Annotated in this window: 13 protein-coding genes; 3 read left to right on the top strand and 10 right to left on the bottom strand. The window is 39.1% G+C overall.

From position 1 onward, the window contains the following. Positions 1–31 precede the first annotated feature (31 nt). From MWU84_RS12170 to MWU84_RS12140, 7 genes are all read right to left on the bottom strand, one after another. Positions 32–703 carry a hypothetical protein gene (locus MWU84_RS12170; protein ID WP_246901757.1) on the bottom strand — a complete coding sequence of 224 codons (672 nt, stop codon included), beginning with the start codon at positions 701–703 and terminating at the stop codon, positions 32–34. Beyond that, positions 700–2343, bottom strand: a complete 1644-nt coding sequence (locus tag MWU84_RS12165) for a glycosyltransferase family 39 protein (RefSeq protein WP_246901756.1) — start codon at positions 2341–2343, stop codon at positions 700–702. Before MWU84_RS12165 ends, MWU84_RS12170 begins: the two co-directional genes overlap by 4 nt. After that, positions 2324–2962, bottom strand: coding sequence for a lipid-A-disaccharide synthase N-terminal domain-containing protein (locus tag MWU84_RS12160; protein WP_246901755.1), 639 nt, complete (start codon positions 2960–2962; stop codon positions 2324–2326). Before MWU84_RS12160 ends, MWU84_RS12165 begins: the two co-directional genes overlap by 20 nt. Further along, positions 2963–3676 carry a glycosyltransferase family 2 protein gene (locus tag MWU84_RS12155; RefSeq protein ID WP_246901754.1) on the bottom strand — a complete coding sequence of 238 codons (714 nt, stop codon included), beginning with the start codon at positions 3674–3676 and terminating at the stop codon, positions 2963–2965. Positions 3677–3865: 189 nt separating this feature from the next. Beyond that, positions 3866–4906 carry a methylmalonyl Co-A mutase-associated GTPase MeaB gene (gene meaB / locus MWU84_RS12150; protein WP_246901753.1) on the bottom strand — a complete coding sequence of 347 codons (1041 nt, stop codon included), beginning with the start codon at positions 4904–4906 and terminating at the stop codon, positions 3866–3868. 2 nt (positions 4907–4908) lie between these two features. Further along, positions 4909–5469: a DUF2911 domain-containing protein gene (locus MWU84_RS12145; RefSeq protein WP_246901752.1), complete on the bottom strand. Its 561-nt coding sequence runs from the start codon at positions 5467–5469 to the stop codon at positions 4909–4911. 29 nt (positions 5470–5498) lie between these two features. Beyond that, entirely contained in the window at positions 5499–6407 is a 909-nt protein-coding gene (locus MWU84_RS12140) for an aldose epimerase family protein (RefSeq protein ID WP_246901751.1), read from the bottom strand. A gap of 142 nt (positions 6408–6549) precedes the next feature. Here MWU84_RS12140 and MWU84_RS12135 point away from each other — a divergent pair, with 142 nt between their 5' ends. The 3 genes from MWU84_RS12135 to MWU84_RS12125 are packed head-to-tail and all read left to right on the top strand — an operon-like array spanning position 6550 to position 9218. Continuing rightward, positions 6550–7092, top strand: a complete 543-nt coding sequence (locus MWU84_RS12135) for an RNA polymerase sigma factor (protein WP_246901750.1) — start codon at positions 6550–6552, stop codon at positions 7090–7092. Beyond that, positions 7076–7672: a hypothetical protein gene (locus tag MWU84_RS12130; RefSeq protein WP_246901749.1), complete on the top strand. Its 597-nt coding sequence runs from the start codon at positions 7076–7078 to the stop codon at positions 7670–7672. Before MWU84_RS12135 ends, MWU84_RS12130 begins: the two co-directional genes overlap by 17 nt. A 40-nt stretch (positions 7673–7712) precedes the next feature. Next, a complete protein-coding gene (locus MWU84_RS12125; protein ID WP_246901748.1) occupies positions 7713–9218 on the top strand; it encodes a hypothetical protein in 1506 nt (501 codons plus the stop codon). A gap of 79 nt (positions 9219–9297) precedes the next feature. On the opposite strand, the gene MWU84_RS12120 is transcribed toward MWU84_RS12125, so the two are convergent. The 3 genes from MWU84_RS12120 to msrA form a co-directional block, all read right to left on the bottom strand. After that, positions 9298–10626: a Gfo/Idh/MocA family oxidoreductase gene (locus tag MWU84_RS12120; protein WP_246901747.1), complete on the bottom strand. Its 1329-nt coding sequence runs from the start codon at positions 10624–10626 to the stop codon at positions 9298–9300. Continuing rightward, positions 10627–11961 (bottom strand): DUF1080 domain-containing protein, encoded by a 1335-nt coding sequence (locus tag MWU84_RS12115; RefSeq protein ID WP_246901863.1) that lies wholly within the window; start codon positions 11959–11961, stop codon positions 10627–10629. A 289-nt stretch (positions 11962–12250) separates the two neighbouring features. After that, positions 12251–12916, bottom strand: a complete 666-nt coding sequence (gene msrA / locus MWU84_RS12110; RefSeq protein WP_246901746.1) for a peptide-methionine (S)-S-oxide reductase MsrA — start codon at positions 12914–12916, stop codon at positions 12251–12253. Positions 12917–13607 lie beyond the last annotated feature (691 nt).

Raw genomic sequence — 13607 nt, 5'->3', positions numbered from 1 at the left:
CTTAGAAACTTAATGCCCTGTCTTATTTGGATTATTCCCGTTCAAAAATTTCTTTGTTCAGTGGGCCCATAAAAATCAAGAAAAAGATAGCTCCAAATGCCAGTTCGTACACTTCCCATGTACGGCTAGCAGGATTAAGTGCAACAAATATGGTAACCACTAAAAAGGCGATGGTATGATGCCATTTTACAATGGGTACGGCAAAATTGTTGGCCAAATCCTTAAACCAACCAAATTTTCTATAGAGTATAGGGGTAACTAATAGATAAAGAAACATCACCAGAAACAATAACTGGCTGAAGATGATTTTGTTTATTTTCGTTTCGCCCACCATCAGATTGTGTAAATTGGTTTCCCCTTGGGCATTGTTCTCGATAAAAAATTCGCTTGATTCCACCCCGAAAATTCGTTGACCCCATGAAATTTCTTCCCCAGCAGCAAAAAGGAACAAGACTACGAAAATGGAAGTCCCCAGTTTCCATAATATTTTTTTTGTGCCCCACAACCTTAATAAATGGTAGAGCGAAAGGATGCATATTCCGAGTAGCATAATGGCTGTTCCCCATTCTACGGGACCATCCTCTTGGGCATAGTTAACATCAAAATATATATCGTCGCTTAGGCCCAAATAAAGACCAAACAAGACAATTGCCAATAAAATACTGTACCCTATTTTTTCAATTTTAGTTAAGATGCTCATCATCGTTTTTGTACTATATATAAATTACTTGTCAAACGGTTCTTATATCCTCTGGTTCCTGGATCCGCGTTATAGTTGAGGTCGTATACGGTCTTTAAGGTATAGTTATATTCGGGGTCAAATATACGTTTAAATTCAGATTCATCTTGCGGAACTACCAAAACGGCATATTTTTCCCCATCCGGAATCAATATTTCATCCTCCCCTTTAAGCACGGGAATCGATGAGCCATAGTCCCAGATCATTTCAGGGGCAATTTCCCCAAAGCAATAGGTTTTTATTCCCTCTTTTTGCATAGTCTCCTTTAATAGAGAAATACTTTTATACTTGGAATTTTTGTCCATGGCTCCGGCCAAAGGCATTGCCAGGGTTTTAATAGCACCTATTAATAAAACGGTCAATAAAAAACAGTTAAAAAGTTTATTCTTTTTTAGCTGAATAATAATTAAAACACCTATGGCAAGGAGTGCTAAGGACGATAAGGCATAATAAGCCCAGAAAGGTTGCAGGCCATCCTTTAATAGCAAGTAAGCGACCAAAGGAAACGAAATTCCTACTAGTCCGATCAATCCAAAATGTAAATACACGGGTATTTTTTCCTTTTGGGATAGCTGGCTCTTAAAATTTCCAATGATGTACTCCGCATAAAACCCTGTGTTGAAAGCGAGTGGAATTAATACGGGAACAAGATATCTGGCTTTTTTTTCCGGGATGATGGAAAGCAAAATTACCGAAAAAATAGTCCATAAAAAGGTAAATAGGTATGCTTTTTTGTCACTTACCTTATTTTTAAGATAGGGATATAAAAGGCCTATTAAAGCTGGAATGGTCCATATTCCGCTTTGTACAAAAAAGCTCCAATAATAATAAAAGGGTCGCACATTGTAGCTGGACCAATTGGCTGTTTCTTTTTTAGTGATGGCCATAAAAGCATTGGGATCGGCAAGGCGAACGTATAGGAACCACCATACACCAACAACCAGAGCCAAGAGTATCATAACTAGCAAGGAGATATATTTCCTGTTTACACCAAAGTCCTTATAGGTATATACAAAACCATAGGCCAAAAGAAAAGGCAATAGAAGGCCATATAGGGACACTGGTCCTTTACTCATAAAGGATAGGCCTATAAAGACTCCGGCTAGTATACTGTTCTTCCATTTGTGGTCTGGTAGGCTAAAAAAACTATATAAAAAATAAATGGCCGTTAACATAAATCCGTGGGTGTATATATCCCATGGTGCTTCAACAGTAATTGCGATGATATAGAACGAACTTAATAGAATAAGGGCATTTATTAGTGCATGTAATTTATTGCCCAATATTTTTAAGGAGAAGGCATATCCCACATACCCTAAAACAATGGCCATCAACATTGTTGGTAATCGAAGTGTGGCCACATTTTCCACACCAAAAATAAATCCAAAAATAGCGGTGATCCAACTTGGTAAGGGGGGTTTCTCATATCTAGGAAGGTCGTTCATAGTAGTTAGCAACCAATTTCCGTCCGAAATCATTTCCCTCGCGGTTATGAAATTTCTAGCTTCCATGATGGTAACGGGAATAACGTTTAAATGAAATAGAAAAATGGAGATTCCCGCCAGCAAGATCAAGGCGATAGGATTATTTTTCAACCACGTCATGAACTTCATTTTTAAGGATAAATAAATTTCTCAAATAAACGATGAGACCTAAACTATGACCAGCGAAAAGGACGGGGTCCCGTCTAAAAATAGCATAGGTAAGAATTAAGGAGGCCCCGATTAAACTTAGTAACCAAAAACCGAAGGGAAGACTGGAGGTCTTCTTTTTCTCGGAATATATCCATTGATAGACAAATCGAAAGGTGAAAATAACTTGGGCTATGCTCCCCAACAACAGTAACCAGATAGGAATGTTGTCCTCACTAAAAAATTGCTTGAGGTCGTAGGTATTGTTATTGTATCCATAAATAATGATGATTACTGGGAATATCCATAGAAATGCCCTGAAGGCCTTGGGTAATTTGGTCCATTCACCTTGTAATTGAATATTGCGGATATAAATAAAATAGGTAATAGCCTGTCCCAACATAATGGCAAAATCATCACGTAGCCATCCGTATACGAACAATAGAAAGGAAGCCAGTAAACTTAATTGCCAGAAAAGTCTAGGGGTAAGTACTTTTTTGTTTTTTTCCGAAATTACCCATTGCACCAACATTCTACTGGAAAATAGAATTTGGGCAATAAAGCCAATAGCATAAACCATCCAATCTGCCATTTACCCTCTTTTATCCACTTGGTAGTTAATATATTTTTTCTTCATCCATAAATAGGCAAAACAATCCATTAGAGGTCCCAATAACCTGTTCCAAAGGCCAAACTTAGCAGTTCCTGCCAGCCGCGGAAAATGGCGGATGGGAATTTGGACAATGGTTCCATTTTGCAGTAGGATCATGGCGGGTAAAAATCGATGTAGGCCCTTGAACATTGGAATTCTTTTGGCGAAATCGGTTTTTATTACCTTCAACGGACAGCCTGTATCGTCCATTCCGTCATGCGTAAAAGCGCGGCGTATGCCATTGGCTATTGTAGAGGAAGCATTTTTTACGAAAGAATCTTTTCTGTCCGCCCTAAACCCGGTTACAAGATCGTATTGATCTATATGTTCCAAGAGCAGGTTAAAATCCTCTGGGGAGGTTTGAAGGTCAGAATCTATATAACCCAACAAAGGAGTATCCACATAGTCAAAGCCAGCTTTAAGCGCTGCGCTCAAGCCTCTGTTTTGTGCAAATTTCAAAAAGCCAAAGGCCTCGTTTCTTTGACAAATGCTTTCGATCAATTGCTGGCTCTTATCTTTTGAACCGTCGTTTACGAATAATACTTTCGCCTTTTTCGTACAAATGGACAAGTAGTCCTTAAGTTCCTTTTCAACACGTTCCAAATTATCTTCTTCATTGTAGACAGGAATAATTATGGTGAATTCGTATTTCATTATGTACCGGGATAAGCGCTTTCAAATTAAATTTAGGGCCAAAGATAATCATCTTTGTTAACCTATTGGTCATTGTACCCTTCATCTTATTTTGGAGGTATAGTTAGAATCAGATCATGATAAATTATCTCCGTGTACAGAATTTTCATTTTGTATAATCCCAATGGAACCATCCTGCAAAAGGATGGATCATTGTGTCTTGGCCAGTGCCAACAATTCTTCGGCGGCCCTAAACGGGGAAATTTTACCATCTACAACCAATTTAATTTTAATGTCCAGATGGGTTTTTATGTATGGGTTTTGATAAAATTGTTGCTTAAGTTGGTCTTCAATGGTCTGAAGTAGCCAATATTTGTTTTGTATTCTTCTTTTTGCGATAATGCGGTCGTTGCCCGGGGTATTGTTAATATAAGCTTTGATAAGGTCCCATATTTCCGATATTCCCGTTTTCTGAATAGCGGAACAGCTAAGAACTTCAGGGGTCCAACCATTATCTTTTGGAGGAAATAGGTGTAGGGCTTTAGTAAATTCAATTTTGGCCAAGTTGGCCTGTTCAATGTTGTTGCCGTCCGCTTTGTTGATAACTATGGCATCTGCCATTTCCATTATACCCCTTTTAATGCCCTGTAATTCATCTCCAGCCCCGGCCAATTTCAATAATAAAAAGAAATCTACCATCCCATGAACTGCCGTTTCACTTTGACCTACCCCAACTGTTTCCACTAAAATGGTATCGAAGCCGGCGGCTTCACAGAGGATAATAGTTTCTCGCGTTTTTCTGGCAACACCGCCCAAAGAATGACCGGTAGGGGACGGCCTAATGTAGGCATTCTTATCCTTGACCAATTCTTGCATACGGGTCTTGTCCCCCAAAATACTTCCCTTACTTATTGTACTGGACGGATCTACTGCTAGTACAGCTACTTTTTTTTCTTGGGCAGTGAGGAAGGATCCAAAGGTTTCAATGAAGGTACTTTTGCCGACCCCAGGAACTCCGGTTATGCCTATTCGTATACTTTTGCCACTATGAGGCAGACAATGGTCTATTATTTCATTGGATTTTTGATAATGTTCAATGTTCGTACTTTCCACCAAGGTAATGGCCCTGGCCAAGTTTGCTATATCCCCCTTTAAAATACCTTGGACCAATTCCGCTACGGACGGATTTTTTTTTCTAAAAGATTTTATTTTAGAATTACCATTTCCGTCAGTGTTTTTCTTGGTTGCCAAATTTAATCATTTATGGGAACGCTAACCTTGGTTTTATCCCAGGCAATACTTAGGTAAAGCTGTTCATTTTCTTCGAAATCTATGGAAAGACTCTCTAAGGGTTGTGATAATTGCTGTACAGGGACGGTTACTTGAAGTACATCGGTTTCGGGGTTTCTGGTTGTTTTTTTTCCACCACTTAAAATAGTTACTCCCCATTCAGGAATTTCACTGTTAAGGATAATGCTCCAGTTTTCCTTGCCGGGTATTGTCCAAAGGGCATAACTTCCGGAAGCCAAACTTTTGCCCCCTATGGTAATATTGGTGGCCGAAGTAAATGTGGTAGGTTCATTGGCCCCAGTTCTCCAAACCACATCATAGGGTACCAATTCACCAAAAATAACACGGTCCTTTTTAAAGGGACTGCTGTATTTTATGTTTAGGTCCATTCCATTTTGATTATAGGTGGCTGTTTTCTCTGGACTATTCTTTTTGGTCTGCTCCATTAAATAGGGTCGTCCGAAAAAGAAGAAGGCCAAAATTAGAACGACAACAACTGCCAAAAACCATTTAAGAAATTTCATATCCTCCGATTTTACTGTTAAAAACTGTTCTAATTTACGAAACCAAACTTAAACTCTGTCTCATTGTGGTAGGTTTCTCCTGGCTGCAAAATACTATTGGGAAATTGGTGCTGGTTGGGAGCGTCAGGGAAATTTTGTGTTTCAAAACAAATAGCCCCAAAGGCAAGGGGAGTATATACCACAATTCCAGGTTGGTTGGTAATGACCTCCATGGTAAGCCCTGATTTTTCCGATACCAGCATCGTATTTTCCTTGGAACCGGAATCCAGTACAAATGGGGTGTCCAGACGAACTTCTCCAATCTTTTTCATTTGCAGAAAATCGTATTTGGAATTTTTTACGGAGACTATTTTACCGGTTGGAAGAAGTTTTGCGTCGGTTTCCAAGTATTCGCTGCATGCCAATCTTAAGTAGTGTTGGTCTATTTTGTCCGCCCCATCCAAATTAAAATAAGAGTGGTTGGTCAGGTTTACCGGAGTGGCCTTATCTGTTACTGCCTCATGGACGATGAATAGGGAAGCACCTACCAGCTTATAGGTTACGGTAGATTTTAGGTTTCCAGGATAACCTTCTTCCAAATCCTTACTTAAATAGCTTAGTCTTACAAACGGATCTTTCCCATCATGGACTTGGTCTATGGTCCAATATCTTTTTCCAAACCCCTGTTGTCCACCGTGAAGGTGAACCCCATCCTTTGAAAAAATAGGATAGCGGACATTGTTGATTTGAAAACCACTTTTTGATATTCTACCGGCATATCTGCCAATACAGGCTCCCAAGGATTTGTTGTCCGATAGATATTTTTCAGGTTCCTCCAATCCGACCACCACATTGGTGTCCCGTCCTTCCTTATTTTTTAATATCAACTTTTGGATGATGGCTCCATAGTCCAATACGGTCAGCGTAATGAAATCATTTTTTATTGTAACTTGATTCAATGTGTTTTTTTTAAAGATTTAAGATAAAAATAATCTTTTTTGCAACATTACAATCATTCCGTCGTCCTTTAGGTAATTGGGATATGTCGGAAATGTTTTAAATGTAACCAAACCCTCCCATCAACAAAAGAAACGGGCCAAAATGTTTCAGATTGATATTGTAGAACAATGTAAACGTAACGATCGCAAAGCGCAATTAACACTGTACAATCAGTATTGTCAGGGCATGTTCTGTGTTGCCATGCGGTTTTTAAAAAATGAGGATGATGCGGAAGATATAGTTCAGGAGGCGTTTATAAAGGCATTTCAAAAAATAAGCCAATACAGGGGAGAGGTAACTTTTGGGGCTTGGTTAAAAAAGATAGTGGTAAACAAAAGTCTCGATTTTTTAAAATCAAAGCAACTTAAGACAGTGGAATTAAATGAAGGGTACATGCATATTGTGGAGGATGAGGACTGGACAGTAGAGGAGACGGTTACTGTACACGAGGTAGCCCAGGCCATAGCAGGATTGCCCGAAAAATATAGATATGTACTGCAGTTGTTTCTGGTGGAGGGGTACGATCACAATGAAATATCTGAAATACTGGATATTACTTCCAGTACTTGCAGAACAAGATTATTAAGAGGTAAAGGACAGTTAAAGGAAATATTAAAAAGGAGTAAGTATGTCGCAAGATCTTAGAGAAATGTTCAAGGATTCCGGTTCTGAAATTACAGAATCAATGAAGGTTGGCCATGAGCAGCGTTTTTTAAAAAGATTGGAACTGGAACTACCGGTTACTAAAAAGCCAGCTTTCCCAATCTTTAAAATTGCTGCCTCACTAATAGTTCTAATTGGTTTAGGGACTTACATTTTTATGAATGATAATGATCCAGAGCCCATAAAGACAACGGTCGTGGAAAAAGGTACCTCAATGCCTAAACAGGAAGGAATTTCCCTTGGCGATCTTTCCCCTGATTTAAAAAAGGTGGAAGATTATTATATGGTAAGTATAAATTTGGAGTTGTCCCAATTGGAGATATCAGATAGGAACAAGGCCTTGATAGATAGTTTTATGGAACGATTGGAAGAATTGAATGTGGAATATAAAAAGTTGAATACCGAATTAAATGAAATTGGTCCAAATGACCAAACCATAACTGCCTTGATAAAGAACTTGCAATTGAGACTACAACTGTTGCACAAATTAAGGGACAAGTTAAAGGAATTACAAATCCAAGTTACGGAGGCCGATAATGATAACTCCTTCACGAGTATTTGAGAAAAGGAAACGCTGCAAAAGAAAAAATATAAATGTACAGATGAAAAATATATATAAAACAATAGGGCTTATCGCAACGATAATGTTAATGGCGGGCACCAATATTATTTGGGCGCAAAAAAAAACAAAGACTTTCCATGAAAATTTTAATGTCTCCGCAGATGTGGTTCTGGAGGTAAATACCAGTTATGCCGATATAGAATTTGAAACTTGGAACAAGAACCAAGTGGATATCCTAACGTTGGTGGAATTGGAAGATGTTTCCGACGCGGAAGCAGTAGACTATTTTAAAAAGGAACCTATAAAGATTATAGGAAACAGTAAAAAGATAACTGTAAGTACAGCTTTGGGCCACCAGGAATTCACCACTTTCAATACCGAAGATTATGATATTGATTTTCTACATCAATTTAATGGGGTAGGGGAAGCATATAATATTACTCCTTTGGTGGAATTGCCGGAAATGCTGGAAATGCCGCCCTTACCTCCAATGAATATGCAGCCATTTGATTATGAGGCCTATAAAAAGGATGGGGAGGCCTATTTAAAAGAATGGAAGAAGGAATTTGATAAGGGATTTGGAAAGGATTATCAGGAAAAGATGGAGGAATGGAGTAAACGGATGGAGTTGAAGCGGGAGGAAATCGATAAAAGAAGGAGCGAGATGGAAAAGAATAGGGAGCGTGCACACCAAGAGCGAATGGAAAAATTGGAAGAAGTGCAAAGGCAAAGAATCGAAATTCAGGAGAAAGCAGAAGAACAAAAGTCCAAAGCCATGGAGAATAATCAAAGGGCTATGAATATAAGAAACGACAATGGGACTATTACCATAGAGATCGATACTACCAATGGGGGCAAAAGAGAATTCATTGTTATGGAAGAAAGGGAGTACAACGCACCCAATGTTTTTTATTCGGTAAAAAAAGGCGGGGATAAAAATTTAAAGGTGAAGAAAACCATTAAGATAAAATTGCCAAAAGGCACCAAAATAAAAATGAATGTAAGGCACGGAGAAGTTATTCTGGCAGAGAATACCAAGAATCTTAATGCTACATTATCCTACTCCACTTTGTTGGCCACAACCATTGAAGGCGACAAGACGTATATAGATGCTTCCTATTCGCCAGTTAGTGTACAAAAATGGAACTATGGTCAATTAAAGGCGGATTACTCGGACAAGGTAAATATTAAGGAAGCTGAAAACCTTACCCTTAATGCCACTTTTTCGGATATAACCATTGATAATCTATTGCAGAAGGCGTATATAAGAAATAATTTCGGCCCTTTGTCCATCAATTCTATTTCCAAAGATTTTACCGATTTGGATATTAACCTTCAAAATGCAGAATTTAGGTGTGTATTGCCAAAAACAGCCTTTAATATTGCGGTAAATGGTAGCAATTCAGAATTGGTCTACCCAAAAGAACTTAAACTCTCAAAAACAAAAAACGGGTATAATACCTTAAACAAGGGATATTATATGAACAAGACTAGTGGCAAGTCTATCATTATTAATTCCAAGTTTACAGATGTGGTGCTGCAGTAATCGCAACCAACTTTAATTAAATAAAAGCGGGGGATTTTCGATAGAAAATCCCCCGCTTTTTACAATTGAAAACTAAGAATTACAATTTTGGCTCCCAGCCATTTTGGTATTCCCTTTTCCAGTAAGACATGGCTTCATCATCATCTTTGACCTTACCAGTGGTAGGGTTGATGTGGATGGTCCTTCCTACATTTTGTGCAATATTTCCTAAATGACAGAGCATGGTGGAAATGCTGGCATCATTGATATCGGAATTCAGGGAAGTGTCCTGACGAATGGCACTGAAGAAATTATGGATGTGGTTTACATCCAGGCCGCCCATACCCACGGTATTGGTGGTTTCACTTTCAACCCCTTCTTCCACTTTTTTGATCAGGCTGCCATCCAAATTATAAAGATTGTAATCGTTTCGGCTAAGGGTTATCATTCCCTTGCTACCATAAATGGTAATTCCCCTGCCAGGTTGATCCGGTTTAATAAGTCCACGGCTATGACCTGTCCAGGTAATAAATTTATCATCTGCATATTTATAGGTCACTTGTTGGTTGTCCACAAACTCCCAATCATCCTTAAAGGTATATTTACCGCCAAATGAGGTTACACTTTCAGGAAGGTCTACCCCTAGGGCCCAACGGCATATATCAATTTCATGGGTACCATTGTTGTGTATTTCTCCTGTTCCCCACGTACGGAACCAATGCCAGTTATAGGGGTGAATATTGTCTCGGTAATCTTCCCTAGGGGCCGGTCCCTGCCATAGATCCCAGTCCAAGGTATTGGGGACCTCTATTTTATTCCCAATTCCAATAGAACCCCTATTGCTGGAATAATAGGCCTCACCTTTGTAGACTTCCCCAATAATTCCTTCACGGATTTCTTTAACGGCCAATGCGGAACTTTGGGCGGAACGCTGTTGGTTTCCCATTTGTACCTTTAGGCCATATTTCTTTTGGGCGGCAACCAAGAGCTCATTTTCGTGGGGATTGTGGCTACATGGCTTTTCAACATAAACGTGTTTCCCTGCTTGTAAGGCCATGATGGCCATAGGGGCATGCCAGTGTTCCGGTGTAGCAATGAACACGGCATCTACTTTTTTGTCCTCCAACACTTTTCTAAAGTCTTTTTCTACTTTAGGGACATAACCGATGTTTTTCTTGCACCAAACATTGTGTTCTTCCAGAATTTTGTCGTCTACATCACAACTATAAAGAACTTTGGCATTGGGATCCTGGTTAATGGCCACGAAGTGGGCCTTAGCCCTACTTCTTACCCCAATTACCGCAACATTTATTTTGTCGTTGGCTCCTAGAATGTTACTGTAACCCATGCTCGGCATCACCAATCCGCCCAAGCTAAGGGCGGCACCTCCAGCTGCCGTTTTTTTGATAAAATCTCTTCTCGTTTTCATTTATTCGCTTTTGTTTATACTTTTTATTTTGATGTTTTTAAAAGATACCCTATCCCCATGATCTTGCAGCAGGATGTGCCCTTCCTCAGCTTCACCAAAGTTGGGCCATTTTACGTATTTACTTTCTGACACCAATTTCCTATAGTCTTCACTTCTTCTTTCATATTCCAAAACTTTGGTCCCATTTAACCAATGTTCAACGTGGTTGTCAATTGATTTGATATGGGCTGTATTCCATTCCCCAATAGGATTAATTGGTTTGTCCAAGTCGGCTTGGATCAGGTCATATAGGGAAGCTACTGTTCTACTACCATCGTGATTGCCCAATTTGGCATCTGGGTGGCGGGCATCGTCCAGAATTTGATACTCCAGACCGATGGACGAACCTGGTCCTTTGTTAATGTCGGTATTTACGTAATATTTTATGCCGCTATTGCCCCCTTCGGTAAGTTTGAAATCGACTTTTAATTCAAAATCTCCATATAGGTCTGTGGTTACTATATCGCCACCAGCTGCAGATTCTTCCCCTCCAGAAGCCAATACGGTAAGCAGGCCGTCTTTAATTTCCCAGCCTATTTCTGGAAAATCATCCAAGCGGGCACCTCTCCAACCTTTGGTAGTTTCTCCGTCCCATAATAATTTCCAGCCGTCCTTTTCTTCCCCCACGGTTAATTTGTTCTTGGTGTTTATAGGGGTCAAAGGAGACTTTCTGGAATAGGTATCCAAGTTGTCAGTAAGTATCTTAACATTTTTCCAAACTATGGAGGTGCCCTCTTTTTTATCTTTCCCTATACCGTGTACCTGCAATGCTATAAAGCCACTCGCCGTTTTATCGTCGATCAAATAGGAGGCCGGTACATCGTTTATCCAAGTTTTTATGGTATCACCAATGGCCTCGATCCTATAATGATTCCAATCGTTTTGTTTAAAGGCCTGTTGAGCCTTAGGGTTACCCTCCAAAGGGTTTAACCACCCTCTTCTACCTTCATCATAGATACCGGCACTCCAGGCCCTTTCCGAAGGATCTATTTCTACTTGGTATCCATGAACCCGACCATCCATATACGTAGGTAGGCTATTACTTCTTATCTGTATCCCTGAATTCATCGACGGATCAACTTTGTATTCCAATTCCAGAATAAAATCCCCATACATTTCGTCGGTGGTCATAAAGGAGTTGGGAGTGTTGTGAACAGTAGTCCCAACAATAGTGCCATCAACAACGTCATACTTGGCCACGCCACCTTTTTGGTTCCAGCCGTTCAAGGTTTCGCCATCAAATAAATTCACCCATGGGGTGTTGTCCTTTTCCGTTCCTTCGCAGCCTATGACCATGGTTGCCAGCACAACAGAGGCGAGAAGGGTAGAAGAGATTTTTGATCGTAATTTCATTATTCTAAACTTATTTTTTATGTGTGAGCTTGAAAGGTATAAAAAAAGTGATTAATTATCCCTTTAACACACTAAATTTAGGCCAATTGTTACATTAAAAAACGACCAAAAAAAAGCCGACTAGCATATCGCTGTCGGCCTAATTTATAAAATCCGAATTTTGTCTATTCTCGTTGGTCAATATAAGGTGAAACCTCAGAGAATTGGTTTACAACTTTCATAAGGGTCTAAATTAATGAGCCTGATCCTTTAGTAATTCGGGAAATTTAGCCTGAAATCGTTTTAACCGAGGTACGGAAACGTTTCTGATATAGGAATTGTTGGGATTGTTTTTTTCATAATCCTGGTGATAGTCTTCGGCGTCATAAAAAATATTAAAGGCTTTCACCTCCGTGACTATAGGTGCTGAATAGACTTTTTCTTTCTTCAGTTGGGCTATGTAGTCGTTAATTATATTCTTTTCAGTTTCGTTCTTATAGAAGGCAATTGATCTATATTGGGCACCCTTGTCCGGCCCCTGTCTATTTAAAGTAGTAGGGTCATGTGAACCAAAAAACACCTTTACCAAGGTCTCAAAAGAAATTACTTTAGGGTCGTAATACACTTCAACAGCTTCGGCATGGGTAGTTCTGCCGTATCCAACGTCCTCATAAGTAGGATTTTTTTCCTTGCCCCCCGAATAACCGGAGACCACTTCCTTTACTCCTTTAACACTTTCAAAAACGGCCTCCACACACCAAAAACAACCACTGGCAAAATAGGCTGTTTCATATTGTTGAAGCTCATTTGCCGTTAACTCGGCCATTGTTTCATGCTTTTGTTCCCCTTTGGTCTTGGATTGACAGCTAATTGTGCTAAACGCCAAAGTGGTAAGTAGTGTAATCTGTAATAGTTTCATAGTTAAATTTCTTAATGTTACTGTGCTCAATTTTTTTGTTGGTCCAGCAAAGGTGGTTCCGCTAAAATATCTCTACAAAAATCTTGCCCTAATAAAGGTACTTCAGTTTTGCTAAACCAGCTTTTGGATATTATTTTATGAATTAGTGTTTAAATTTCAATATTACTTACGGAATTGTAGGTTAAAAGTTTTAAAATATCATTTTTATTCTTGAAATACATTTTTCAAAACCTCTAGGCCCCTTTAAATGTGAATGTGGAAGCAACCCCGCCAAAAAGATAGGATTTTTGGATTAGTGCTCTTTATTACGAATTCACCTACCCCTTGCCATGTACGTATATTATAAGAATGGCGTTAATCGGAATTGCTTGTCCAGGCACATTTATATATTATTAGGATTATTACTACAAAATTTGATTGAATGTAATTGGTTGGTCTTAAAATTGTGTAAGAATTACCGATTAAATACCTGTATCATCGATAAGCGTTTTGAAGCCCGGTTTTCACTCATCGAGCATTTGTTGCACTTTATCGGGAGATTTGTCAGATACCGAAAAATAAGGGGGTTTAAACGAATTGTGACCTATACAGGGCTACATGTGGCGTTAAATTTACATAACAAAACAACGCATCATGAAAACGCTTTTTACTTTAATTTTTGTTCTTTTTATCGGAGTAGCTGCACAAGCAA

Source organism: Arenibacter sp. F20364 (assembly GCF_023015905.1).
Classification (GTDB): Bacteria; Bacteroidota; Bacteroidia; order Flavobacteriales; family Flavobacteriaceae; genus Arenibacter.
This window is presented reverse-complemented; position numbering and strand designations above follow the sequence as displayed.

Excerpts from the sequence above, each read along its gene's own strand:
- MWU84_RS12170 (WP_246901757.1), bottom strand. The coding sequence starts at position 703 with ATGATGAGCATCTTAACTAAAATTGAAAAAATAGGGTACAGTATTTTA.
- MWU84_RS12165 (WP_246901756.1), bottom strand. The coding sequence starts at position 2,343 with ATGACGTGGTTGAAAAATAATCCTATCGCCTTGATCTTGCTGGCGGGA.
- MWU84_RS12160 (WP_246901755.1), bottom strand. The coding sequence starts at position 2,962 with ATGGCAGATTGGATGGTTTATGCTATTGGCTTTATTGCCCAAATTCTA.
- MWU84_RS12155 (WP_246901754.1), bottom strand. The coding sequence starts at position 3,676 with ATGAAATACGAATTCACCATAATTATTCCTGTCTACAATGAAGAAGAT.
- MWU84_RS12145 (WP_246901752.1), bottom strand. The coding sequence starts at position 5,469 with ATGAAATTTCTTAAATGGTTTTTGGCAGTTGTTGTCGTTCTAATTTTG.
- MWU84_RS12135 (WP_246901750.1), top strand. The coding sequence starts at position 6,550 with ATGTTTCAGATTGATATTGTAGAACAATGTAAACGTAACGATCGCAAA.
- MWU84_RS12130 (WP_246901749.1), top strand. The coding sequence starts at position 7,076 with ATGTCGCAAGATCTTAGAGAAATGTTCAAGGATTCCGGTTCTGAAATT.
- MWU84_RS12125 (WP_246901748.1), top strand. The coding sequence starts at position 7,713 with ATGAAAAATATATATAAAACAATAGGGCTTATCGCAACGATAATGTTA.
- MWU84_RS12120 (WP_246901747.1), bottom strand. The coding sequence starts at position 10,626 with ATGAAAACGAGAAGAGATTTTATCAAAAAAACGGCAGCTGGAGGTGCC.
- MWU84_RS12115 (WP_246901863.1), bottom strand. The coding sequence starts at position 11,961 with ATGGTCATAGGCTGCGAAGGAACGGAAAAGGACAACACCCCATGGGTG.
- msrA (WP_246901746.1), bottom strand. The coding sequence starts at position 12,916 with ATGAAACTATTACAGATTACACTACTTACCACTTTGGCGTTTAGCACA.